Annotated in this window: 22 protein-coding genes and 1 riboswitch; of the genes, 2 read left to right on the top strand and 20 right to left on the bottom strand. The window is 58.3% G+C overall.

Annotation, left to right across the window (positions count from 1 at the left end; all coding sequences use genetic code 11):
- Positions 1–54 precede the first annotated feature (54 nt).
- The 4 genes from kdpC to ACFFT4_RS18700 all read right to left on the bottom strand — a co-directional run bounded on the left by kdpC (position 55) and on the right by ACFFT4_RS18700 (position 4956).
- Positions 55–633 (bottom strand): potassium-transporting ATPase subunit KdpC, encoded by a 579-nt coding sequence (kdpC, locus tag ACFFT4_RS18715; protein WP_378050233.1) that lies wholly within the window; start codon positions 631–633, stop codon positions 55–57.
- A gap of 30 nt (positions 634–663) precedes the next feature.
- Positions 664–2691, bottom strand: a complete 2028-nt coding sequence (gene kdpB / locus ACFFT4_RS18710) for a potassium-transporting ATPase subunit KdpB (RefSeq protein ID WP_378050231.1) — start codon at positions 2689–2691, stop codon at positions 664–666.
- A 27-nt stretch (positions 2692–2718) separates the two neighbouring features.
- A complete protein-coding gene (gene kdpA, locus ACFFT4_RS18705) occupies positions 2719–4389 on the bottom strand; it encodes a potassium-transporting ATPase subunit KdpA (RefSeq protein WP_378050229.1) in 1671 nt (556 codons plus the stop codon).
- Between the two features lie 150 nt (positions 4390–4539).
- Positions 4540–4956 carry a hypothetical protein gene (locus ACFFT4_RS18700; protein ID WP_378050227.1) on the bottom strand — a complete coding sequence of 139 codons (417 nt, stop codon included), beginning with the start codon at positions 4954–4956 and terminating at the stop codon, positions 4540–4542.
- Positions 4957–5066: 110 nt separating this feature from the next.
- A riboswitch (cyclic di-AMP (ydaO/yuaA leader) is annotated at positions 5067–5225 on the bottom strand.
- 264 nt (positions 5226–5489) lie between these two features.
- Between ACFFT4_RS18700 and ACFFT4_RS18695 the strand changes: the two genes are divergently transcribed.
- Together ACFFT4_RS18695 and ACFFT4_RS18690 are read left to right on the top strand one after the other, a co-directional pair.
- On the top strand, positions 5490–6914 hold the full coding sequence (locus tag ACFFT4_RS18695) for a sensor histidine kinase (RefSeq protein WP_378050225.1): 1425 nt from the start codon (positions 5490–5492) through the stop codon (positions 6912–6914).
- 121 nt (positions 6915–7035) lie between these two features.
- On the top strand, positions 7036–7740 hold the full coding sequence (locus tag ACFFT4_RS18690; RefSeq protein ID WP_378050223.1) for a response regulator: 705 nt from the start codon (positions 7036–7038) through the stop codon (positions 7738–7740).
- A 64-nt stretch (positions 7741–7804) separates the two neighbouring features.
- Here the strand turns inward: ACFFT4_RS18690 and ACFFT4_RS18685 are convergent, their stop codons facing one another.
- The 16 genes from ACFFT4_RS18685 to ACFFT4_RS18610 form a co-directional block, all read right to left on the bottom strand.
- Positions 7805–8599 (bottom strand): energy-coupling factor transporter transmembrane component T family protein, encoded by a 795-nt coding sequence (locus ACFFT4_RS18685; protein ID WP_378050221.1) that lies wholly within the window; start codon positions 8597–8599, stop codon positions 7805–7807.
- On the bottom strand, positions 8596–10335 hold the full coding sequence (locus tag ACFFT4_RS18680) for an ABC transporter ATP-binding protein (protein WP_378050395.1): 1740 nt from the start codon (positions 10333–10335) through the stop codon (positions 8596–8598). Before ACFFT4_RS18680 ends, ACFFT4_RS18685 begins: the two co-directional genes overlap by 4 nt.
- A 14-nt stretch (positions 10336–10349) precedes the next feature.
- Positions 10350–10958 carry an ECF transporter S component gene (locus tag ACFFT4_RS18675; protein WP_378050219.1) on the bottom strand — a complete coding sequence of 203 codons (609 nt, stop codon included), beginning with the start codon at positions 10956–10958 and terminating at the stop codon, positions 10350–10352.
- 70 nt (positions 10959–11028) lie between these two features.
- Entirely contained in the window at positions 11029–12027 is a 999-nt protein-coding gene (locus ACFFT4_RS18670; RefSeq protein WP_378050217.1) for a helix-turn-helix domain-containing protein, read from the bottom strand.
- A 244-nt stretch (positions 12028–12271) separates the two neighbouring features.
- Positions 12272–13486 carry a GTP-binding protein gene (locus ACFFT4_RS18665; RefSeq protein WP_378050215.1) on the bottom strand — a complete coding sequence of 405 codons (1215 nt, stop codon included), beginning with the start codon at positions 13484–13486 and terminating at the stop codon, positions 12272–12274.
- Between the two features lie 4 nt (positions 13487–13490).
- The gene (locus ACFFT4_RS18660) at positions 13491–13964 is read right to left on the bottom strand and encodes a hypothetical protein (RefSeq protein WP_378050213.1); all 474 of its coding nucleotides are present in this window, start codon (positions 13962–13964) and stop codon (positions 13491–13493) included.
- Between the two features lie 74 nt (positions 13965–14038).
- On the bottom strand, positions 14039–15250 hold the full coding sequence (locus ACFFT4_RS18655; protein ID WP_378050211.1) for a GTP-binding protein: 1212 nt from the start codon (positions 15248–15250) through the stop codon (positions 14039–14041).
- A 44-nt stretch (positions 15251–15294) separates the two neighbouring features.
- On the bottom strand, positions 15295–15726 hold the full coding sequence (locus ACFFT4_RS18650) for a Fur family transcriptional regulator (RefSeq protein ID WP_378050209.1): 432 nt from the start codon (positions 15724–15726) through the stop codon (positions 15295–15297).
- 106 nt (positions 15727–15832) lie between these two features.
- Positions 15833–16090: an AbrB/MazE/SpoVT family DNA-binding domain-containing protein gene (locus ACFFT4_RS18645; protein ID WP_378050207.1), complete on the bottom strand. Its 258-nt coding sequence runs from the start codon at positions 16088–16090 to the stop codon at positions 15833–15835.
- Positions 16091–16116: 26 nt separating this feature from the next.
- Positions 16117–16956: an AAA family ATPase gene (locus tag ACFFT4_RS18640; RefSeq protein ID WP_378050204.1), complete on the bottom strand. Its 840-nt coding sequence runs from the start codon at positions 16954–16956 to the stop codon at positions 16117–16119.
- Entirely contained in the window at positions 16943–17314 is a 372-nt protein-coding gene (locus tag ACFFT4_RS18635) for a DUF3024 domain-containing protein (protein ID WP_378050202.1), read from the bottom strand. The genes ACFFT4_RS18640 and ACFFT4_RS18635 overlap by 14 nt, the downstream gene beginning before the upstream one ends.
- A 186-nt stretch (positions 17315–17500) precedes the next feature.
- On the bottom strand, positions 17501–18604 hold the full coding sequence (locus ACFFT4_RS18630; protein ID WP_378050200.1) for a metal ABC transporter substrate-binding protein: 1104 nt from the start codon (positions 18602–18604) through the stop codon (positions 17501–17503).
- Between the two features lie 28 nt (positions 18605–18632).
- A complete protein-coding gene (locus ACFFT4_RS18625; protein ID WP_378050393.1) occupies positions 18633–19454 on the bottom strand; it encodes a metal ABC transporter permease in 822 nt (273 codons plus the stop codon).
- Positions 19400–20107, bottom strand: coding sequence for a metal ABC transporter ATP-binding protein (locus ACFFT4_RS18620; RefSeq protein ID WP_378050198.1), 708 nt, complete (start codon positions 20105–20107; stop codon positions 19400–19402). The genes ACFFT4_RS18625 and ACFFT4_RS18620 overlap by 55 nt, the downstream gene beginning before the upstream one ends.
- 147 nt (positions 20108–20254) lie before the next feature.
- Positions 20255–20404, bottom strand: a complete 150-nt coding sequence (gene rpmG, locus ACFFT4_RS18615; RefSeq protein ID WP_378050196.1) for a 50S ribosomal protein L33 — start codon at positions 20402–20404, stop codon at positions 20255–20257.
- Between the two features lie 229 nt (positions 20405–20633).
- The gene (locus ACFFT4_RS18610; RefSeq protein ID WP_378050194.1) at positions 20634–21059 is read right to left on the bottom strand and encodes a Fur family transcriptional regulator; all 426 of its coding nucleotides are present in this window, start codon (positions 21057–21059) and stop codon (positions 20634–20636) included.
- Positions 21060–21769 lie beyond the last annotated feature (710 nt).

Raw genomic sequence — 21769 nt, 5'->3', positions numbered from 1 at the left:
CCTCCCATGCGCTTCGCAGCCTCATCACCTCCAAGTCGGCTCCATCGCGGCCGTTCACTGCGAAGCGGTCAGCTGCCGCAACGCGAGATTCAGCCGTAATACGTTAACCGTCCGTTCGCCGAATATTCCGAGCGCTCTGGGGGAGGTATGCTCATCCACGAGAGCTTGCAGGCGTTCTGGGTCAAGGCCGGCAGCCCCGGCGATCCGCGGAATTTGCGCCGCGGCCGCTTCCGGGCTGATGTGCGGATCGAGGCCCGATCCGGAGTTCGTCAGCAGGTCGAGCGGAACTTCGCCGAGCGGAACGTCCGGATTGTTCGTTCGCCAATCCCGGGCGGCCTGCCGCACGCGGGCGATCAAATCCGGATTGGAGGGAGCGTAGTTCGGCGTTCCCGAGCCGCCGGCGTCGTAGCCGATGCTCGATACGCGTCCGTGGAACAGCCCCGGATCGGTAAAGCTCTGTCCGATCAGCTCCGAGCCGATCGCCTCTCCCCGCCCGTTGTAGATCAGGCTGCCGTCCGCCCGCCCCGGCATTAACGCTTGCGCCGCTCCGGTAAGGACCAGATTATACAGCAAGCCGCAGACCAGCATCAGAACCAGGCTGGTTCGCAAACTCGTCAGAATCGTTGTTCGCATGCGTCTCGTTCCTTTCCCGCTTCCGAATTTTTATATCCACAGACCTACGAGCCAATCGATGACTTTAATGCCGGCGAAAGGAACGAGGACACCTCCTCCTCCATACACCAGCAGGTTCCGTCGAAGCAGCCTGGCGGTGCTGAGCGGCTTGTAGGCCACGCCCTTCATCGCAAGCGGGATGAGCAGCGGAATAATGACCGCATTGAAGATAAGCGCCGACAAAATCGCGGACAGCGGCGAATGCAGCCGCATGACGTTTAACGCCTCCATCTGCGGAATGGCCGTCATAAACATCGCCGGAACAATCGCGAAATATTTGGCGATATCGTTCGCGATGCTGAACGTCGTCAACGCGCCGCGCGTCATCAGCAGCTGCTTGCCGATCGCGATCACTTCGATGATTTTGGACGGATCGGAATCCAGATCAACCATATTGGCTGCTTCCTTCGCCGCGGCCGTGCCGCTGTTCATCGCGATGCCCACGTCCGCCTGCGCCAGCGCCGGCGCGTCGTTCGTGCCGTCGCCGGTCATCGCGACCAGCTTGCCCTCGGCCTGCTCGCGGCGAATGACCGCGATCTTGTCCTCCGGCTTGCTCTCCGCGATATAATCGTCGACGCCGGCCTCGTTCGCGATCGTGGCGGCGGTCAGCGGGTTGTCTCCCGTGCACATAATCGTCCTGATGCCCATTCGCCGCAGCTGCTCGAAGCGCTCGCGCATGCCCGGCTTGACCGTATCCTTCAAATAAACGATGCCGTAAATTCGATCGTCCACAGCTACCGCAAGCGGAGTGCCGCCCGCAGACGCGACCTGGTCTCCGCGGGCTTGCAGGTCGGCGGGAACGGTCCCGCCCTGCGCAATCGCCCATTTCCGAATCGCGTCGACCGCGCCCTTGCGCACCTTGCGGCCGTCCTTCAAATCCACGCCGCTCATGCGCGTCTCGGCTTTGAACTCGACGAAGCTTCCCTCCTCCGTCAGCCTCTCGTCGCGGGTCCAATTTTTTCTGCTCGCCAATTCCAGAATCGAACGTCCTTCCGGAGTTTCGTCCTTCAGCGAGCCGACGACCGCCCACAACGCCGTCTCTTCCTCCGTCGCTCCGCCGACGGGAATGAACTCGCTCGCCATCCGGTTTCCGTACGTAATCGTGCCCGTTTTGTCCAGAATGATCGTATTGATATCGCCCGCGGCCTCCACCGCCTTGCCCGACATCGCCAGAACGTTGAACCGGGTCACCCGGTCCATCCCGGCAATGCCGATGGCCGACAGCAGCCCGCCGATCGTCGTCGGAATGAGGCAGACGAGCAGAGCGATCAATACCGGAACTTCCAGCTCCACGTTCAAATAGCGGCCGTAAAACGGCAGCGTGACGACAACAATCATGAAGATCAGCGTCAGACTGGTCAGCACCGTGCCGAGCGCGATCTCGTTAGGCGTTTTTTGCCGCTTCGCGCCCTCCACGAGTGAGATCATCCGATCGAGGAACGATTCTCCGGGATCGCTCGTAATGCGCACCTTAATTCGGTCGCTGAGCACCCTCGTTCCCCCCGTCACCGAGTTGAAATCTCCGCCCGCCTCCTTGATGACCGGCGCCGATTCCCCGGTGATCGCCGATTCGTCCACCGAGGCGAGTCCTTCGATCACCTCGCCGTCGCCGGGAATCCACTGGCCCTGCCCGACAACGACGATATCGCCCTTGCGCAGCTCGGTCGACGGCACCTGCTTGACGGCGCCTCCCGTTACTTTATACGCGGTGGTCTCCTTTTTCGACCGCTTTAGCGAGTCGGCCTGCGCCTTGCCTCTTCCTTCGGCCAAAGCCTCGGCAAAGTTGGCGAACAGCACGGTGACCAGCAAAACGATCGACACCGCGATATTGAACCAGACCGGCGATCCGCCGCCGAAGGCATCCGGCATCCATGCGAGCGGCAGCGTCGCGACAAAACCGATTTCCACCACGAACATGATCGGATTGCGGATCATGACCCGCGGATCAAGCTTCAGTACGGACTCCTTGAGCGCTTGCCGCAAGATCTCTCCGTTCAGTAAGGCTTTCGTTCCATGCATTGCAGGTCTCTCCTCTCCAGAAAGCAGCTAAGGCTTTAGCGTCAATTGTTCGGCGATCGGTCCGAGTACAAGGCTCGGAAAGAAGGTAAGCGCGCCGACGATAAGCACCGCGCCGAGCAATACCGCCGCGAACAGTCCGGTATCCGTGCGGAACGTGCCGCTCGTCTCCGGCACCGGCTTCTTCGCCCCCAGCGAACCGGCAACCGCCAGCAGCGTCACGATCGGGAAATAACGGCCGACGTACATGACAAGTCCCGTGGAAATGTTCCAAAACGGCGTATTATCGTCCAGTCCTTCGAATCCCGAGCCGTTGTTGCTGGCGGACGACGTATATTCGTACAGCGCCTGGGTCAATCCGTGAAAGCCCGGATTGGACAGCGTGCCGGGATAAGCGATTAGGGCGACGGCCGTCGGGACCAGTATAAGAAACGGCGGAACGAGCAGCGTCAGCGCGATCAGCTTCATCTCCTTGCCCTCCAGCTTCTTGCCGAGAAACTCGGGCGTTCGCCCGACCATCAATCCCGACAGGAAAACGCCGATCATCGCGTACATCAGCACGTTCATGAAGCCCGCTCCGACACCGCCGAATACCGTATTGAGCATCATATTGGCGATCGTCGCCAGCCCGCCGATCGGCGTCAGCGAATCGTGCATCGCGTTGACGGCGCCCGTCTCCGATGCGGTCGTGACGACGGAATACAGCGCGGACTGCGCGATGCCGAAGCGCGTTTCCTTGCCCTCCATGCTGCCCTGCCCCTGCTGAAGACCGAGTGCGTTCAGCGCCGGATTGCCCGCGTGCTCGGCGGCGAGCGAGATGCCCAGCATCGCGATGAACAGTATCGCCATCGAGGCGAATAATACGCGGCCCTGCTTAGCATTGCCGACCATCCGGCCGTAAGCGAACGGCAGCGACGTGGGGAGCAGCAGCATCAGGACGATCTGCAGCAGATTGCTGATCGCGCCCGGGTTTTCGAACGGATGCGCGGAATTGACGCCCATGAAGCCTCCGCCGTTATTGCCCAGCTCCTTGATCGACAAGAAGGAGGCCATCGGACCGCGGGCGATCGCCTGCTCTCCTCCCTGCAGCGTCTGCGCGGCCGCGGCCGGCTCCAACGTCTGCGGCACCCCCAACGCGACGAAGATCACGGCCGCCGCGATAGAGATCGGGAGCAGAACCCTCGTAACGGAACGGATCAAGTCGACATGGAAGCTGCCGATCGGCCTGCCGGACAACGCCCGCATAAAAGCCATGACGACGGCAAGTCCGGTCCCCGACGCGGTAAACATCATAAATACGATTCCGATCATCTGCGACAAATACGACAGACCGCTCTCGCCGCCGTAATGCTGCAGATTCGTGTTGGTCATAAAGCTGACCGCCGTATGGAAGGCCAGCGTCGGCTCCATGCTGCCGATGCCGCCCGGATTCAATGGCAAGCCGCTCTGCGTGCGGAAAACAACGTAAACCAGCAAGATCATCGCACCGTTGACGATTAGCGCGGAAGCGGCGTATTTTTTCCAGGTCTGTGACTCCTGCCTGACGCCCCCGACGCGGTAAAGCAGCTTCTCCGCCGGACCGAACCATCTGTCCAGCCCGGTCGGCTCCGCGCCGAACGCCTTGACCAGATACAGGCCGGCCGGGCGGGCCAGCAATCCCGCGAGCAGCAGCGTCGTGACAATGGATACCCATTCGCTCATCGTAAATAGCTCCTTTTTATTAGCTCCGTCATTTTTTCGCGCTTTCTTCCCCGACGACGCGCCCCGCCCACGAGAGAAGTCCAAGCATTGCTATCGTTAACGCCGCCGTCAGCGCCGCCATTCCGATGTCCATTTATACCGTTCCCCCCGTTATCCGATATGGTTTTCATGCGGGATCAAAAAAGAAACGTCGCTGCCGTTCGTATGAATCACGTAATCGGCGCCGATCTCCCTGTAAATCGCTCGGAAGTTGCTCCCCTGCGTAATGACGTAAATCGGTCTTCCCGTCCATGAACGGAACAGCCGGATGAGCCGGCAGCATGCAGGAAGGCCGTCCTCGAACAAATAAACCCTGCCGATCGGCAGCTCCGGTATGCGCGAGCGCGGGAGCGCCGCGTCGACCGCCTCGCTCAAACAAGGCACTCCCGATCTCGCCAGTCTCGCCCTCTGCCCTTCGTTGACGGCTGCGGCCGCAAAGGGCAAGCGTTCCCGAATCAACGACTCGATAAATTGTTCCCCGGCGTCATTTCCCGGGTATACTACAATCCAATCCTCGCGGGATGTCATACCCTCTCCTCCACCTTGTTCGCGGGCAACAAAAAAAGAGCTGCGAAAAAGAGGTCCCTTTCGTCAGCTCCTCAGCACGGAAAAACAAACCGTGTCCGGCCGTGACAATCGTTGCCTCTCTTCAGACGCTTACGAGGTTAGCTGACGGATTCGGGCGTAAGAGTCGCCCTACGCCGGAACATCCGGCGATTCACCCCATGAGGCCTGCGTTCCGGCCTCCGTTGGTTCCCCCGCTCCCAAAACTGCATAGGATTCAGCGAACGTACTAAAAATGAAACTTGGCTTGCAGCTGCGGATTTCGGACGGTGAGAGTCGTCCCGCCTCCTCCTGCTGCTCATCGACGGCAGGGGGCCGATCGTGACGCCCGCCTGCTCTCACACAAGCGGTCGTCACGCCGTCCGTTCCTCCGTTCGCTCTGAATCATACTCTCGCCGCGATGCGCTGTAAATCGTTTTTATGCGATTTTTACACCTGCAAACGGTTTATTTGATCTCTTTTTTACAGTAACCTAGAGGAGAACGGAGGGGGAGAAAATGTGCGGTCCGCAATCGTTATGGACGTCCGTCCGGATCTATGTCTTCATCGCCGCGTTGATTGCGGCGATGACTTATTTCCTGCATCGGTTCGGGCTCGTCTTCGATCTGGACAATATCGTGCTGCTGTATTTGCTGCCGGTGCTGCTCAGTTCGGTGCGCTGGGGACTGAGGCCCGCTTATTATGCGGCGGTGTTGGGCGTATTGTCGTTCGATCTTTTTTTTATCCCGCCCGTCCTCAGCTTCTCCGTGGCCGACTTGCGATACTTGATCTCTTTCGGCGTCTTCCTGCTCGTGGCCGGATTGACGGCCGGTCTGGCCGTCAAGCTGAAGCAGCAGGTCCATCTTGCCGAGCAGCGGGAGGCTCACACCGCGATACTCTATGCGCTCAGCAAGCAATTGGGCGCCGTGTCGACGATCGACGACTTGTCCGCCACGATTGCCAGACAGATTTCCGCAAGCATGGGCATCGAAGCTTCGATTCGCCTGGACGACGAGGCGGCGGCCTCGGACGGTCCCCTGAGTTATGACGTTCTCCTGCGGAGCGAAGACCGCGGCTACGGGCTCATCCAATTTAGACGGCGCAGCGACGAGGATGGGGAATTTACGATAGAGCGGCGCCGATTGATGGACGCCGTAGGCGGGCTTGCCGCCGGCGCCGTCGCCCGTATAAAGCTGGCCGAAGAAGCGAAAATCGCCCATCTGACCGCGGAATCGGAGCGGCTCCGCGCCGCCGTGCTGGATTCCGTGTCCCATGAGCTGAGAACTCCTTTGGCGGCCATTATCGGCGCGGCCACCGGTCTGATCGAGAGCGAGCAGCTGCTCAGCTCCGCGGATCGGACGGAGCTGCTGTATACGATTCGCGACGGAGCGCTGCGCATGAACAGACTGGTCGTCAACCTGCTGCACATGGTCCGGCTGGAAAGCGGAATGCTGCGGCTGAACAAAACTTGGTGCGACATCGAGGATCTGCTGGGGATTGCGCTGTCGCGCGTAAAGGAATTCCAGCAGCGCCGCAGCCTCCGCGTTCATATCTCCGAGCCGGCGCCCCTTATCGTCGGCGACGAGATTCTGCTGGAGCAGATGCTGGCGAATATCGTGAGCAATGCGTTCAAATATTCGCCGGACGGCAGCGACGTCGCGCTGTCGGTCAAGACGGAGAACGATTGGCTGGAAATTGCCGTCGCCGATAACGGAATCCGCCTGACGGACGAGGAGTACGATCGAATATTCGAGAAGTTTTATCGCGCCGGATCGACCCGCCACATTCCGGGCACAGGCTTGGGACTGGCGATCTGCAAAGGAATAGCGGAGCTTCACGGGGGAACGATTACGGCCGGGGCCAACGCTTCGGCAGGAACGACGATTACCGTCAGACTGCCCCTGAACGGCAGCCCCAAGCAAAAACGCCTGCGGCGTCCTTAGGACGGCAAACGCGTTTTTGTCGGAGACGATACAGACAAAGATAAGGGTGAAACTTACAAATTCTGTATCGTCGACGAAAGCGGTCATCGACCCGGATCGCAAGAAGGAGAGGAACATGGCAATGACGCATCCAGCTGACGGGGCGCGCATTCTGATCATCGACGACGAGCCGCAAATTCGCAAGCTGTTGAAGGTGACTCTGCAAGCCCATCGCTATGCCATATACGAAGCGGCCGACGGCGAAGAAGGCTTGCGGCAGGCAGCCGCCTGCCTGCCCGACCTGATCGTGCTCGATCTGGGCTTGCCGGATATGTCCGGCATCGAGGCGCTTCGCCGCATACGCGAATGGTCCAAGACGCCGGTCATCGTGCTGACGGTAAAGGACTGGGAGGAAAATAAAATCGAAGCGCTGGACAGCGGGGCCGACGATTACGTGACCAAGCCTTTCGGAATGGGCGAGCTGCTCGCCCGAATCCGGGTCGCGCTGCGTCACGTCGCCAAGTCCGGGAACAAGCCCGTGCTGAAGCACGGCGGATTGACGATCGATCTGGCTCAGCGCATCGTCGAGCTGAACGGGGAGAGAATCAAGCTGACGCCGACGGAATACGAGCTGCTCAAAACGCTCGCCTCGAACGCGGGAAAAGTGGTAACGCAGAGGCAGCTGCTGCAGCAGGTCTGGGGCAAACAGCACGACGAATCCGACAGCCACTATTTGCGCGTCTATATCGGACATCTGCGCAAGAAGCTGGAGGAGGATTCCACGCGTCCCAAATATATCGTGACGGAACCCGGCATCGGTTATCGCTTTCTCGGCCGCGAGGAATAACGGCTCCTGCCGGAATGGATGCTGCGTCTCTCGCCGCTCCATTTCGTGCCGCGGCTGCCCGCCGCTAATGATAGGTCTTGAGAAGGGACAGCTTCCCGAGCAGGCCGAAGCGGGACAGGACGAGCGCCGCCGCAGCCGCCCCGATCCAGAAGGCGCCGATAAAGAAATAGTCCCGTCCCGCCATGGCAGAGCGCCGGAGATAGGTGCGATTGCGATATGCCCCGAAGGCGCGCGAATCCATGGAATAGGCCATTCGCTCGGCGTGACGCAAGGAGACGGACAGAAGCGGCAGCGCGTATCTTTGCGTTCGCTCCAGGATTTTGCGGGAACCTTTGCCCGTATAACCGCGAACCTGGTGCGCCATTCGGACAAGCTGGAACTGGCTTTTCAGCAGGGGAACGAACCGAAGCACGGCCAATGTGCCGAATCCGAACCGGTAGCTGACTTTCCATTGCTGAATCAGCGCGCGAATAAAATCGGTCGTATCGGTCGTTAAAGTGAATAACAGCGACAGAACGAGCATGGCAAGCAGCCGCAAGCCGGTAGCCAGCCCGAACAGGAAACCCGCCTCGTACACCTTCGCGAATCCCAGATCCAGCCACAGCTCCGAGCCTTCGTTGACCCGGCCGCTCACCAGAAACGGATAAACGAGAACGAATCCGAGCACGACAAGCAGCATTGGCGCGCATACCCGAAAATAACGCAACGCCGGCATATTCCCCAGCGTCAGCGTAACCCCGATCGTCAGCGCGATATACAGCAGCGGCGTCCAAACGTTGGTCGTCAAAGCCAGAAACAGCGCCGGCGGACCGATCGCCAGCAGCTTGGCCAGCGGATTGAGACGATGCAGGCAGCTCATACGCAGACCGCCCGCAGCCGCCGCTCGAGCTCTATGGAAGGCGGCAGGCCAAGGCCGGCTTCCGCCAGCAGCTCCTCCCGGTCAAACAGCTCCCGCGTCCTGCCGTGGAAGATCAGCCGGCCCGCCTTAAGCACCGCGGCATGATCGGCATACTCGGCGATCAGGCCCATGTCGTGCGAGATGATCACGATCGTATGGCCGCTCTCCTGCAGCTCCTTCATCGTTCGCATCAGCTGCCGCGCGTTGCGCTGGTCCTGACCGAACGTCGGCTCGTCGAGGATCAGCAGCCTTTGCCCGCCAATGAGCATGGAAGCCGTGCTAAGACGCCTTTTCTCGCCGTGGCTTAACTGAAAAGGATTGGCATCGGCGTACGCCGCCAGTCCGAATCGCTCCAGCATCCGCTCCACCCGGGCGTCGACCTCCTCCTTGGCCAGCGCCAGGCTGTTTAATCCGAACGCCAGCTCGTCGGATACCCGATTCGTCACGAATTGGTGCTCGGGATTCTGGAACACGTACCCGATCTCGCGCGCCAGAAGCTGCGCCGGCCATGTCGCAAGATCGCGCCCTTGCAAGTAGATCACGCCCGGTTCCGCCCGCAGCAGCTTGATCATATAGCGCGCCAGCGTCGACTTGCCCGCTCCGTTCTGGCCGACTAGGGCCAGAAAATCGCCCTTGGGCACGCGCAAATGCATCGGCTTCAGCACGGCGTCTTTGTCTCGCGTAAATTCGGCCGGTTTAATTTCCAGAATAATCTCGGGTTCGGCGCTGGCGACGGCATTGGCGTCGGACTCGGAGTCGATACCGGCATTGGCTCCGGTTTCGGCGCCGACGGCGGCATTGGCGGCGGATTCGGATTTCCGTCCCACTGCGGCATGGAGAACGAGCTCCCGCACCTCTTCCGTCAAACGAACCGCCTCCAGCATTTTTACGGTTTCCCGCACGGTAAGCGGAGCTCCGGGTACCGGAACTCCCCGTCGGATCAGCCGATGGGCCAATTGAACGGCATAAGGAAGCCATACGCCTTCTTGGACAAGCTCGTCGTATTGGCGGTAAAACACTTCCCGCGGAGGACCGTCCGCCACGATCCTGCCGCCGCGGCCGAGCACGAGGACGCGATCCGTCATCTCCATAAGCTCGTCGAGCTTGTGCTCGATCAGGAGAATCGTATAGCGGCCGCTCGCTCGCAGCTCGCGCAAAATCGCGAACAGCTCCCGCGTTCCTTCCGGGTCCAGATTGGCCGTAGGTTCGTCCAGAACGAGAATGCTCGGCCGCATCGCCAATACGGAAGCCAGCGCCAGCCGCTGCTTCTGCCCGCCGGACAGCTTGTCGATCCGGCTGTGCCTGAACTCCGACAATCCCGTCTGCCGCAGCGCTTCCTCGATTCTCCGCTCCATCTCCTCCGGCTCGAGCGCTATATTTTCCAACCCGAAGGCGACCTCGTCCTCCACCTTCATCGTGACCAGCTGCGCTTCCGGGTCTTGAAAAACAAGGCCGACTTGCACGGCCAGCTCCGCAATCGGCGCCGCGGCCGTATCCTTCCCCGCCACCCGGACGACTCCGCCGAATTCGCCGGGAATGCCGCCCGGAATCAGGCCGTTCAGGCACAGCGCGAGCGAGCTTTTTCCCGCTCCCGACGCGCCGAGCAGCAGCGCCGTTTCATTCGCCTCGACTCTAAGCCGCACGCCGTCCAGTACAGGCTTGCTCGTTCCCGCGTAGGCAAAGCGGACGTCGCTCATCTCGATCACGTCCATCACTTCCCGTCGGTCGCCGCGAACGATCTGCGATAGTCTGCCATAAAGCCCGCTTTCAGCATCGCGTCCGCCAGCAGCTTGGACAATAACCCGCCGAGCGCCCCGCTCAAGACGGTCACCGCGAGCATCGTGATTTGAACACCGAGCGCCAAAGCCGCATGTCCATACAGCGGATACTCCAGCAGTGTGCTGATCAGGGTGGCGACCGCGCCGCCGAGCATCAGGAACGACGTCGAATATTTTCGGTACCGCGCCGCCAGGAACGGCACTTCGCATTCCAGTCCGCCGGCGGCCGCCCAGACGATGCCGATGAGTCCGTAAGGCGAGAACGGCAGCATCACGATGCCGCCGATCGTCAGCGCCGCCAGAGCGGCGCCGGGCTTGCGAATGAGATACAGCGACATAAGGCCCGGAATCATAAACAGACCGTCGGTAATTCTCGAAAATGCCGGACCCAGCAGGGCGGCAAGCGGGAAATAAGCGAAGGTCACAGCGAGCAATACGAACGCAAATACGACGCCGATCATTCCCGTAATCAAAATATCCTTTGTATTCCAACTCCGCCTTCCGTGCTGCGGGGACTTGCGATTCGCCAATGCGGTTTCCATGTTCGGTCCTCCATTTTCCAATTGATAATCAATCTCAATTACTTGTTTATTGTCATAAAAAAAGAGCGGCTTAGCCGCTCCATTCCGTTTCGATATGCTCCATTCGGACAGCTTCTTTCTGATATTGAGCCGGCGGCATTCCTTTCACCGCCTTGAAGGCCGCCGCGAACTTGCTCGGATTGCTGTAGCCGACCTTGCCGGCCACGACGGTAATGGAATCGTTGCCGTTCCGCAGCAAGCAGGCGGCCCTTTCGATTCTGTAATGGCGCAAATACGCGTAGACGGACTGCCCGTATATCGACTTGAAGACCAGCTTCATCGCCGTCTGCGAAATCCGGAAGCGGTCCGACAATTCCTGCAGCGTCATATGCCGGTCCATATGATCGCGAATGTACTCCATAATCCGCTTCGCCGTATCGACCTGCTTCTTGGGGAAGTAGGGTCGGCTCTCCCCGTTCTCGGGAACGTCCGCGGCGCCAAGAACGAGCAGCAGCTCGATGACTTTAATCCGAAAATACGGAATTCGCAGCTCCCGCGAAGCCGCGTACAGATCCGCGAAAATGTCCCGGATCGGCTCCGTAGTCCGCATCAGAAAGGTACGGTCTTCCTTGCAAAACTTGGCCCGCAGCGTCGGCAGATCGATGGAAAAGGAAGCGAACAAAGCCTGCGATTCCCGCTGCGCTTCGTCCAGAGCGATACCGACCGTAATGCCCTTATATTCGTCCAACGGAAATCCGAACGTCTGATCCGAAAGATTTCTCGTGCTGATCTGCAAATCCTCTTCGTCCAAATACATGTACGTGCCGTCCCGAACCTCGCATTCGATCCGTCCTTCGCGGCAGTGGTTGATGAACAGCATCGGCACCTTCGGACGAAACCGGGAAAAGCAGCTTTTCATGCGAAAATCGTTATACATAAGCTTGATGCCGGGATATACGTCGTAGCTCGTCATGACGCCCGTGCCGGTAGCGTCCCTCATCGTAAATACCGTACACCCGTCTTCCCTCTGATCCATCTCAATATTGTCGCCGTAAACTACGCGTTTATCGAGATTGCCGGCTATTGTCATCTACCTCCCCGGACTTGCTGGATCAAGTATCGCATAAGTCCGGCCGCCTGACTACTCCGATGACAACAGCGAAGCGAAAGCCGGGGCGGCGAAACGAACGGACATGGCCGCCATGTCGAGAGTCCGGTGAAATGACCCATTCACGGGTTTACCGGTTCAAAATTTCAGGATCGTATAGCATCGGAAGGAGATAGATGCGACTTACAATATTCCAACGATCATCTCTCGGTACGCCTTGGTTTACTTAGAGGACAGCCCCTGTCGAACCCATTTGCTCGGCGCCCGGCAGAGGATCGGGGAGCCGGCTCCAATCCTGCAGCATCTCGCCCTCCGTCAGCAAGCAAGCGTCCAATTCCGCGATCAGCCGCTCCCGTTCCAGGTCGATGCCGATAAACACCACTTTATTGATGCGGTCTCCGTACCGGTCGTCCCAGTTCTCGACCGCTTCCGGCTCCTCGCTCAGAAGGGCTTCGCGTTCCTCCCGCGGCAGCGCGGCGAGCCAATGTCCCGCAGGCCCGAACTGGATGGACGGCCCGGCCTGGCTGAGGCTTTGGCCGATGTCGTTGCGGGAAGCCAGCCAGATCGTCCCTTTGGCGCGAACGATTTCGGCCGGCCACTCCTCCATCCACCCCATCAAACGCTGCGGATGAAACGGCTTAACCCGCTCGTACACGAACGAGGAGATGCCGTATTCTTCGGTTTCCGGCGTATGGACGGGGGTCTCCATCTCCTTGATCCAGCCCGCGGAGCGGCTGGCCTCTTCGAAATCGAACAGCCCCGTATTCAAAATATCCAGCGGCTCCACCTTGCCGTCGACCGTTCGAATCAGCTTGGCCCGCGGCTGCAGCTTGCGGAGCACGCCCTCCAGCTCGTCCAGCTCGTCGTCGGCCAGCATATCGCATTTATTCAGCAGCAGAACGTCGCAAAATTCGATCTGATCGATGAGCAGATCGACAACGTCTCGCGTATCGTCCTCCCCTACGGCCTGATTGCGTTCCAGCAGCGATTCTCCGGACGAGAAGTCATGCCAGAAACGGTAAGCGTCGACGACCGTAACCATGCAATCGAGCCGGCACAGCTGCGACAGATCGATCCCTTGCTCTTCGTCCATATAGGAGAACGTCTGCGCGACGGGCACGGGCTCGCCCACGCCCGTCGATTCGATCAGAATATAGTCGAAGCGATTCTCCTTGGCCAGCTTCTCCACCTCGACCAGCAAATCCTCGCGCAGCGTGCAGCAGATGCAGCCGTTGGACATTTCCACGAGCTTCTCGTCGATTCGCGACAGTCCGCCTCCCTCTTTAATGAGCGAAGCGTCGATATTGACCTCGCTCAGGTCGTTGACGATGACGGCGATTTTCAGCCCGTGCCGATGGTTGAGCACATGGTTGAGCACGGTCGTTTTTCCCGAGCCCAAATACCCGCTCAGTACGGTTACCGGAATTTTGTTTGAAGTCATTTTTTCACCCTTTTCTTTGATAAAACCGTTCGGCGGCCCGCTGCAGCAGCAGGCAGAAAGAACGATTGTGGCCGATGTAGAAGGAAGACAAGTCGTACCGGCTGCGCGAGGCCTCGAACGTGACCAGCAGCCGGTGACGCATTTGCCGCATCGCGAAATGGACGAATTGCTCCGCCTGCTCCGATGCGAACAGCGTCATATACGCGTACAGCGAATGATCCTCCGGCTCGTCGAGAAGACTGACTCCGGCGCAGGAGAACTCGGTTTGGACGTTCATCCTCTTCAGCAGCGTTAACGTGCCGAGAAGCTCGGCATCCACCTCGATATTGCCCAAATGCGCCGTTTGCTTGGCCCGCCTGCGCGGCTTGGTTCGCCGCAGCCAGCTCGCCAGTTCCGTCTCCCTTCTCTGCCAGCTTTCCGGCGAATGAACGCTGATCACCTTTTCCGTTTCGTTGTCGATGCCGACGACGTGGGCCACGAGGCCTCCCCCTCTCCGGACAAGCGAGCGCCGCAGGTGTTGAGGCAGCCTGCGGCGCGTGTCCCTGATCCGTTTTATTGAAATTTCGGCAGCGGGTCGTTGAACAAACGCCAGTTGCTCCTCATCTCGGCTTCCGTCAACAGCGCTTCGTCCAGGCTGCGCGTAATTTTCTCCCGGTCCAGACCGACGCCGATCATCACCAGCTTGGTCACACGGTCTCCCCACTCGTCGTCCCAATCGGGCGATTTGGGAAAATCATGCTCGCTGCCGAAGTACAGACGTTTCTCTTCAGCGGTTAACGCGGCCACCCATAGTCCCGCCGGAGAGAGCTGCCGGGATACCCCGGCCTGGCTGAACGAAATCGCCATGCTGTTGCGGGTGGCCACCCACATAATGCCCTTCGACCGCACGACCTCCTTGGGCCAGCTGCCCAGCCAGCGCAGCAGCCGCTCCGGATGGAACGGAATTTTGCGCAAGTATACGAAAGAAGAGATGCCGTATTCCTCGGTCTCCGGCGTATGATGGTCCTTCTGCAGCTCCTGAATCCAGCCGGCGGAGCGGCTTGCCTCTTCGAAATCGAACAGATGCGTATTGAGAATGTCCTTGGGATCGACTATGCCGTGGCTCGTGCGAATGATCCGCGCCCGCGGCTGCAGGCCTCTGAGCGCCGTCTCCAATTTCTCGAGCTCGTCTTCGCTGACCATGTCGCATTTGTTGATGATCAGCACGTCGCAAAATTCGACCTGATCGGTCAGCAGATGCACGACGCCTCGCGTATCGCCCTCTCCGGCATCCTGATTCCGGTCTCGCAGCGTCTCGCGGGTATTGAAATCCTGCCAGAAGTGATAGGCGTCCACCACCGTCACCATGCAGTCCAGGCGCGTCAGCTGGGATAAATCGATGCCCTGCTCCTCGTCGACGTAAGTGAACGTTTGCGCGACAGGCAGCGGCTCGCCGATCCCGGTCGATTCGATCAGAATGTAATCGAACCGTTTCTCCCTTGCCAGCCGCTCCACCTCCTGCAGCAGGTCGTCTCGCAGCGTGCAGCAGATGCAGCCGTTCGACATTTCCACCAGCTTCTCGTCCGTGCGGCTAAGCCCGCCTCCGTCCCGAACGAGCTCGGCGTCGATATTGACCTCGCTCAGATCGTTGACGATAACGGCTACCTTCAGGCCTTCCCTGTTATTGAGCACATGGTTCAAAATCGTCGTTTTACCCGCGCCCAAATAACCGCTCAGCACCGTAACCGGGATTTTCCGCTCTTCTTCCTTCGTCAATACGCTCATCTTTTTTCCGCTCCTTCATAAGCAAATCGTCGGATCGGCCGGGGTCATCTCGTCTTCTTGTTTCCCGCAACGCTGCAATCCGCGCAGTATCCGAATACGTCGAGTTGATAATTAACCGTATGAAACCGCAAAGGCGGCGCAAGCTGGACTTGTGCCGGATTAAAATCGACAGGGATCGTTTTTTCGCAATCCATGCAAATAAAATGAAGCCGAGGCTGCGCCCGGTCGATGACGCGATAGCGGATTTCGTTGGCCATCGCGAAGGTTTCGATGACCCGCATCGCGCCGAAGATTTTCAAATTTTTGTAGATTGTGCCGTAGCTCACGCCGCGAAACGTCTTCGCCATCTCCTGGTACAGCTCAATGGCGGTGAACGGACGTTTGTAGTTGAGAACCAAATCGACCAATGCCTTCCTTTGTTCGGTAATGCGAAACCCTTGCTGGAGCATCTCGTTCAGCAGCTCATCTCTGTTCAAATGATTTCACCTGCCTGCCGGAAAGCATAATGATGCATAGGGAGTCGAGAAAGAATAATCGCTTTTGCCCGCCAACCACGGAATTCACAATGAGTAATTATTACGATTAATATTCAGGAAATTGTCGCTTAAGCTCTTCAATACAATCCCGGCTCACCATTTTCCCATGAAAATAAACCAAGTTCTCCGTGCTTCCGGTAAAGATGCATGTGGGCTCATACTTTCGAAGCATAATTCGCTCTCCGTCCACGAAGATTTCAATCGGGTCCTTCTCTCCGATGCCCATCGTGCGGCGCAATTCGATCGGAATGACGATCCTCCCCAATTCGTCGACCTTGCGGACGATGCCTGTCGCTTTCATCATAGGCTGCTCCTCCTCTGGCGATTCTCTTACGGCGCCCCAACTTTAGCATTCTGTCTGCTCCCGGTCGTTTTGGGCTTATATTCCGTAAAGGCGGTTTCAATATGCCCTTGCAGCAGCGGACTGTCTTCGATGATCGCTTTGCGCTTGGCTTTGAGAATGATTTGTTCCATATCCGCGAAGCTGCAGCCGCTCAGCAGCTCCGAAGCCGCTTGATGGACGGTTCCCCGACTCGCGAAATCTCCGATCAACAGCGAAATGAACTCGTTGCGGCTGGCCTCCTCCGGCATGCCGTACGTCATTTTCGTATCGAAACGGCGCCAGACGGCATGATCCAGCTCCTCCTCCAAATTCGTCGCGGCCACGAACACGCTGTCCCCTTCGAATTCGTCCAAACACTGCAGCAGCGTGTTGACGGCTCTGGCCATTTCCTTGACTTCGTCGTTGTTCTCCCGCGTTCGGGCCACCGCGTCGAACTCATCCAGAAACAGCACGCAGGGCGAGCCTTTGGCGTAATCGAATATTTTGCGAATGTTGCTCCCCGTCTCTCCCAGATGGCTGTGAATGATCGCGTCGAGCCGAACCAAAATCAACGGCAGCTCGAGCCGGGTTGCCATATAGAAGGCGGTCAGCGTCTTGCCGGTGCCCGGCGGGCCGAACATGACGACTTTGTTGGGGATCGGCACGTCGTATTGCTCGAATTTGTCCTTCATGCCGAGAATCGTTATAAACTCCTCGACGATTTGCCGGTTCACCGGCGGCAGAACAATGCGTTTGACCTTCCTGGCGCATTCCTTCACCTCGTAATAGGTGCCCATGTCGATGCCTTTGGATCGGGGGAGGCGAAGGTTTGCTTTATTTTTGTTCATGCTCGAAAAACTCCTTAATGAATGCCGGGGAAGTCCAGAAGACCCCCTCCCGGTCCAGCTCTACCCGCTCCAACTGATTCTCGAAGTCGGGACACGGCGCGATCGACGAGACCGGGCTCCACCCGCCGCCGTCGTCCAGCGCATAGACGCTCCACATGCCGCGCTCGAGACGGAATTGCGCGATTGCCGCGCGGGTCCACTGTCGACCGCCGTAATCCGGGCGCTCCTCCGACAAGGTGAGCCGGTTGTCGTCCCATTCATACCTTAAGCGAACGGACGAACGAACCTCGCGAGGGACCTTCAAATCGATATATCCATCCAAAAGCTTCTCGAGTCTGCGGATCGTAAACGGGTCCAACCCTCTTCACCTCGCCTTGTGCGGATGTGCTTCTTTTTTGTTGTTTAAAAGTAATTATTACGATTAAATTGTACAATAGAACGTTCGATTATGCAACCGTCCGCCATCGCGCAAGGGAACGCCGAACCGGCTTCCTGTGCGGACGGCCGATTCGGCGGATCGTTCGTTGTTGCGGCGGCTGGTATTCTACTCGTTCAGCGCCTTCTTCAGAGCTTCCAGGTTGCTTTTCATAATCGCGATGTAGTCCAGGTTGTTGCCGATTTCCTCTTCCGTCAGCCCTTCGAGCGGATTAAGCACATCCGTCCGCGCGCCGAGCTCGTCGGCCACCGTCTGCGCCACCTTCGGGTCGACCAGCGTCTCGAAGAAGATCGTCTTGACCTGATGCTCCTTGGCGAATTCCACGATTTCCGCCATTTCGTTCGGGGACGGCTCCTGGTCGGGAGAAAGCCCCGAGATCGGAAGCTGCGTAAGTCCGTAGCGCTTGGCGAGATAGCCGAACGCCGCGTGCTGCGTCACGAATTCCTGGCGCTTGGCGCCGCTCAGCTCCGTCTTGAACGCTTCGTCCAGCTCCTGCAGCTTGGCCGTATAAGCGTCCGCGTTTTTCTTGTAGTCGTCCTTGTGGTCCGGATCGGCCTGCGCGAACGCGTCGACAATCGCGGCGACCTGCTGTTGGGCCAGCACCGGATCGAGCCAGACGTGCGGATCGAGCACATGCTCGTGTTCGTGGTCGTGCTCATCGGCATGTTCATCCGCATGCTCGTCGGCGTGCTCGCCTTCGTCTGCGTGTTCGTCCGCATGCTCGTCGGCGTGTTCGTGTTCGTCCGCGTGCTCGTCTTCCTCTCCGTGTTCATGGCCGTGCTCGTGTTCGTGCGGCAGGCCTTCCATCAGCTCGATGCCTTCGCTCGCCTTCACGACGATCCGCTTGTCGTTGGCCGCGCTGGCCAGGGCGTCTTCGACCCATTCTTCCACGAGACCGTTGTATACGAAAATATCGGCTTCCTTCACTTTCACCATGTCCTGCGGCGATGGCTCCCAATCGTGCGGCTCCGTTCCGGGAGGGACGAGCGCGACCACGTCGGCGTATTCCCCTCCCACCTGCCTGCTGAACTCGTACATGGGATAAAAAGTTGTGACGACTTTCAGCTTGGCGGCTTCCGCGGCGCCCGCGCTGCCCGAAGGCTCCGCGCTTCCGGACGCCGTGCCGGACGGCTGGTCGTTCTTGCCGCAGCCCGCCAATGCCAAAGCCAATCCCGCTACCAATACCATCGATGTCTTGAACCCTTTTTTCACCGTTTATTTCCTCCCGAAAATCCGATATTTAAGATTGAAGTTTCTTGAATTTTAGCGTCGCTTTCCTTATTCCGATTCCCGCAATAAGCAGGATTAACAGCACGAAAGCGATCGTCCCTCCCGGCGGCGTGCTCAATTGATAAGAGGCCGCCAGGCCGGAAAACACGCCCGTCAATCCGATGCCCATGGAGATGACCAATGCCGCGGCGAAGCTGGGAGCGATCCGAATGGCCAGCGCCGCGGGAAGCACAATAAGGGAAGAGACGAGAAGCACGCCGACGATCGGAATGCTCGCCGCGACGATCATTCCGGTAATGACGCTGAAGCCGAGCGAGATCCACTTGACCGGCAGGCCGTTCGTCTTCGCCGTTTCCTCATCGAACGTCATCTGATACAGCGGCCTGCGCATGAAATAAAAAAACGCGCCTCCGACCAATGCCACCGCGCCCATGAGCAGCAGCTCGGTCCGGTTCACGGCTACGACGGAACCGAATAAGTAAGAGGTGAAGCTTTTGTTCGTCGCGCGGGCAAGACTCATCAAAATAACGGCGGTGGACAGCCCGCCGACCATAATAATGGCGACCGACATCTCGCTGTAGGTTTTGTAGGCTCTTCTTACGTACTCCACCGCGATCGCGCCCGCGACGGCCGTCGCAAACCCCGTCAAAGTCGGGTTAACGTGAAGATAAATTCCCGCAGCCACGCCGGCCAGCGATACGTGCGAGAGCATATCCGCCATTAAAGCCTGTCTGCGCAGCATCAGATACACGCCCAGCGCCGAAGCGATGAGCGCGATTATCCCACCGGCGCAAAATGCCCGCTGCATGAAGTCGTAGTGCAGCATTTCCAGCCTCCATCTTCTTTGCGTTCCAAGGTGATGCAGCGGTCGAGAAAGTCCGTCATCTCCGACAGGTTGTGCGTGACCATCACCACGGTCCGGCCGTAATCCTTGACCTGGGCCTGGAGCAGACGATAAAATCCGAGCCGGCTTTCCTGATCCATGCCGGTCGTCGGCTCGTCCAGCACGAGCAGATCCGGCTCCTGCGCAAGCGCTCTGGCGATGCACACCTTCTGCTTCTGCCCGCCGGACAATTCGCCGATCTTGCGATGGCGAAACTCCCACATGCCTACCTGCCGGATCGCATCCTCCGTTATCCGGCGGTCTTCCTGATCGAGCCTGCGCAGCCACGAGCCTCTGGCATGTCTGCCGGAACGGACAAACTCCGTAACCGTACTCGGGAACGCGCCGTTAAAAGCGGCGATCTGCTGCGGAACGTAGCCGATCGCCAGCTTGCCCCCTTCGGCGTTGCGCCGGGCCAACTCCACCGTGCCGCTCCAAGGCTTCAGCAGCCCCAGCATCAGCTTAAGCATCGTGGTTTTGGCGGCCCCGTTCTGACCCGAGATTGTCACGAATTCTCCGGAGAAAATATCGACGTCCGCCTGCTCCAGGCACGGAACGTCCCCGTAACCGAAATTTACGTTTCGCAGCGATACCATTCGCATAAGCCGCGTCTCCCCCCTTCCATCCGTCATGCCCCCGGCCGTTGCGCTCCGGAAATTTCCCGGCGTATGCGTAACGATTACGATTTGGGGTCATAAAAAAAGCGTTCCAAGGATGACCGAGCCGCGCCCGGCCATGCTTGCGGGAAATTAACGGGTTTCCCGGTGAAGCGTATATTTCTTGAGACGAGGACTGTATTTGCGGAGCTCCAGACGGTTGGGGTGCGTTCTTTTGTTTTTCGAGGTCATGTAGTTGCGGTCTCCCGTTTCCGTGCAAGCCAGCGTGACGATCACTCTCATTACGCTCACCTCCTTTGTTCGTATTTATTTGTAATTATTACGCATATAGAAAGCATAGCGCCTCCAGACCGGTCTGTCAACGTCTAGCCGGCAAAGCCGCAAAAAGAAATTGGAGAAATCGTGAACAAAGAAAGGAAAATTCCGCGGATCGGCGGGGAAAGGGAGGGCAAAAAGGCCCCGGTCGCACATGGTCTTAGACCGCATGCCGGAGCCATTCGCGGGTTCGATATTATTGAAGCTGGCACTCCTCGCAAAGTCCGTATACTTCAAAACGGTGCCGCAAAACTTTGTAGTTTCCGGGCAGGTTCACGTTTTGCTCCATCGGGCAATACTCGAAGGGCAGCGTTTTTTCGCAGTTGACGCAAATCAAATGGTGGTGGTGGTGGGAAATGCAGTTCTCCCTGAACTTCAAGCCGCCCTCCATAAAATAAAAATGCTCCAGAACGCCCATCTCGCTCAGCATGCGGAGATTCCGGTAGACGGTATCGAAGCTTACGCTCGGATAGTGTACGACCATTTGATCGTAGACGTCCTTGGGGGACAGGTACCCGTCGTAGTTCGCGAAAATGCCGGCCAGCGTTTTTCTCTGCTCGGTCACTCTCCAGCCGTTCCTGGACATCGTGTCCAGCATGTTTTTGACTTTGTCGTTCGCCATTATCCAACCGTTCCCTTCGCCCGAAATTTGCAGGTTTCGCAGCGGACATTGTCTTTACTTCGTATTTTACCAAGAACGATGGCATTTGTCATATGAGGCTTGATAGGTGCTGAACGGTTGGAGGCTGTCTCGCACCGGCGGGGAATGTCTCCTAAGTCAGACCATTTGAAGGATCGAAGTAGAAATAGGGGGATGTATCTCCTGCAGAGCGAAGCGCCTGCCTCATACGGTCATGAAATTACCCTGTCACGGGTTTAACCATTCCTGACTTCATGACCTCGCTTCGGGATCCCGGAAAGTAATCGGAATAAGCTGCGAAGCTTCTCGTCACTTTCTGGCGTACATTGTAGCGGAAAAAAATACATACCCCGGTACCTATTCATCGATCGAACGGTTGTCCCCTCACGGGAGAGCTATGCGTAACCCACAACGCTTCCAGCAAGAACGAATCTCGTTCATAAGACCTGTCAACAAGATAATCAGCCACCGATAAGCACTTCCGGCGAGCTTAACCCTCGCCCCTGTGTCGGTTCCGGGCCGATAAGCACTTCCGACGAGCTTAACCCTCGCCCCTGTGACGATTTCGGGCCGATAAGCACTTCCGACGCACTAGCCATGCGTAAAACCTGACATAAAAAAAGACAAGCTATATGTTACTAATTATGGTAATTGTTAATTGTTTTACCTGTCCATCCATAAAAAAATCTCCT

It is taken from the genome of Cohnella cellulosilytica (genome assembly GCF_042431195.1).
Taxonomy (GTDB): Bacteria; Bacillota; Bacilli; order Paenibacillales; family Paenibacillaceae; genus Cohnella; species Cohnella cellulosilytica.
Note: the sequence above shows the minus strand (reverse complement) of the source record. Positions and strands in the feature narration are given on the sequence as shown.

Bases quoted from the DNA above. Each gene is read 5' to 3' on its own strand.
- kdpC (WP_378050233.1), bottom strand. From the start codon at position 633: ATGCGAACAACGATTCTGACGAGTTTGCGAACCAGCCTGGTTCTGATG.
- kdpB (WP_378050231.1), bottom strand. From the start codon at position 2,691: ATGCATGGAACGAAAGCCTTACTGAACGGAGAGATCTTGCGGCAAGCG.
- kdpA (WP_378050229.1), bottom strand. From the start codon at position 4,389: ATGAGCGAATGGGTATCCATTGTCACGACGCTGCTGCTCGCGGGATTG.
- ACFFT4_RS18700 (WP_378050227.1), bottom strand. From the start codon at position 4,956: ATGACATCCCGCGAGGATTGGATTGTAGTATACCCGGGAAATGACGCC.
- ACFFT4_RS18695 (WP_378050225.1), top strand. From the start codon at position 5,490: ATGTGCGGTCCGCAATCGTTATGGACGTCCGTCCGGATCTATGTCTTC.
- ACFFT4_RS18690 (WP_378050223.1), top strand. From the start codon at position 7,036: ATGACGCATCCAGCTGACGGGGCGCGCATTCTGATCATCGACGACGAG.
- ACFFT4_RS18685 (WP_378050221.1), bottom strand. From the start codon at position 8,599: ATGAGCTGCCTGCATCGTCTCAATCCGCTGGCCAAGCTGCTGGCGATC.
- ACFFT4_RS18680 (WP_378050395.1), bottom strand. From the start codon at position 10,335: ATGAGCGACGTCCGCTTTGCCTACGCGGGAACGAGCAAGCCTGTACTG.
- ACFFT4_RS18675 (WP_378050219.1), bottom strand. From the start codon at position 10,958: ATGGAAACCGCATTGGCGAATCGCAAGTCCCCGCAGCACGGAAGGCGG.
- ACFFT4_RS18670 (WP_378050217.1), bottom strand. From the start codon at position 12,027: ATGACAATAGCCGGCAATCTCGATAAACGCGTAGTTTACGGCGACAAT.
- ACFFT4_RS18665 (WP_378050215.1), bottom strand. From the start codon at position 13,486: ATGACTTCAAACAAAATTCCGGTAACCGTACTGAGCGGGTATTTGGGC.
- ACFFT4_RS18655 (WP_378050211.1), bottom strand. From the start codon at position 15,250: ATGAGCGTATTGACGAAGGAAGAAGAGCGGAAAATCCCGGTTACGGTG.
- ACFFT4_RS18645 (WP_378050207.1), bottom strand. From the start codon at position 16,090: ATGATGAAAGCGACAGGCATCGTCCGCAAGGTCGACGAATTGGGGAGG.
- ACFFT4_RS18640 (WP_378050204.1), bottom strand. From the start codon at position 16,956: ATGAACAAAAATAAAGCAAACCTTCGCCTCCCCCGATCCAAAGGCATC.
- ACFFT4_RS18620 (WP_378050198.1), bottom strand. From the start codon at position 20,107: ATGCGAATGGTATCGCTGCGAAACGTAAATTTCGGTTACGGGGACGTT.
- rpmG (WP_378050196.1), bottom strand. From the start codon at position 20,404: ATGAGAGTGATCGTCACGCTGGCTTGCACGGAAACGGGAGACCGCAAC.
- ACFFT4_RS18610 (WP_378050194.1), bottom strand. From the start codon at position 21,059: ATGGCGAACGACAAAGTCAAAAACATGCTGGACACGATGTCCAGGAAC.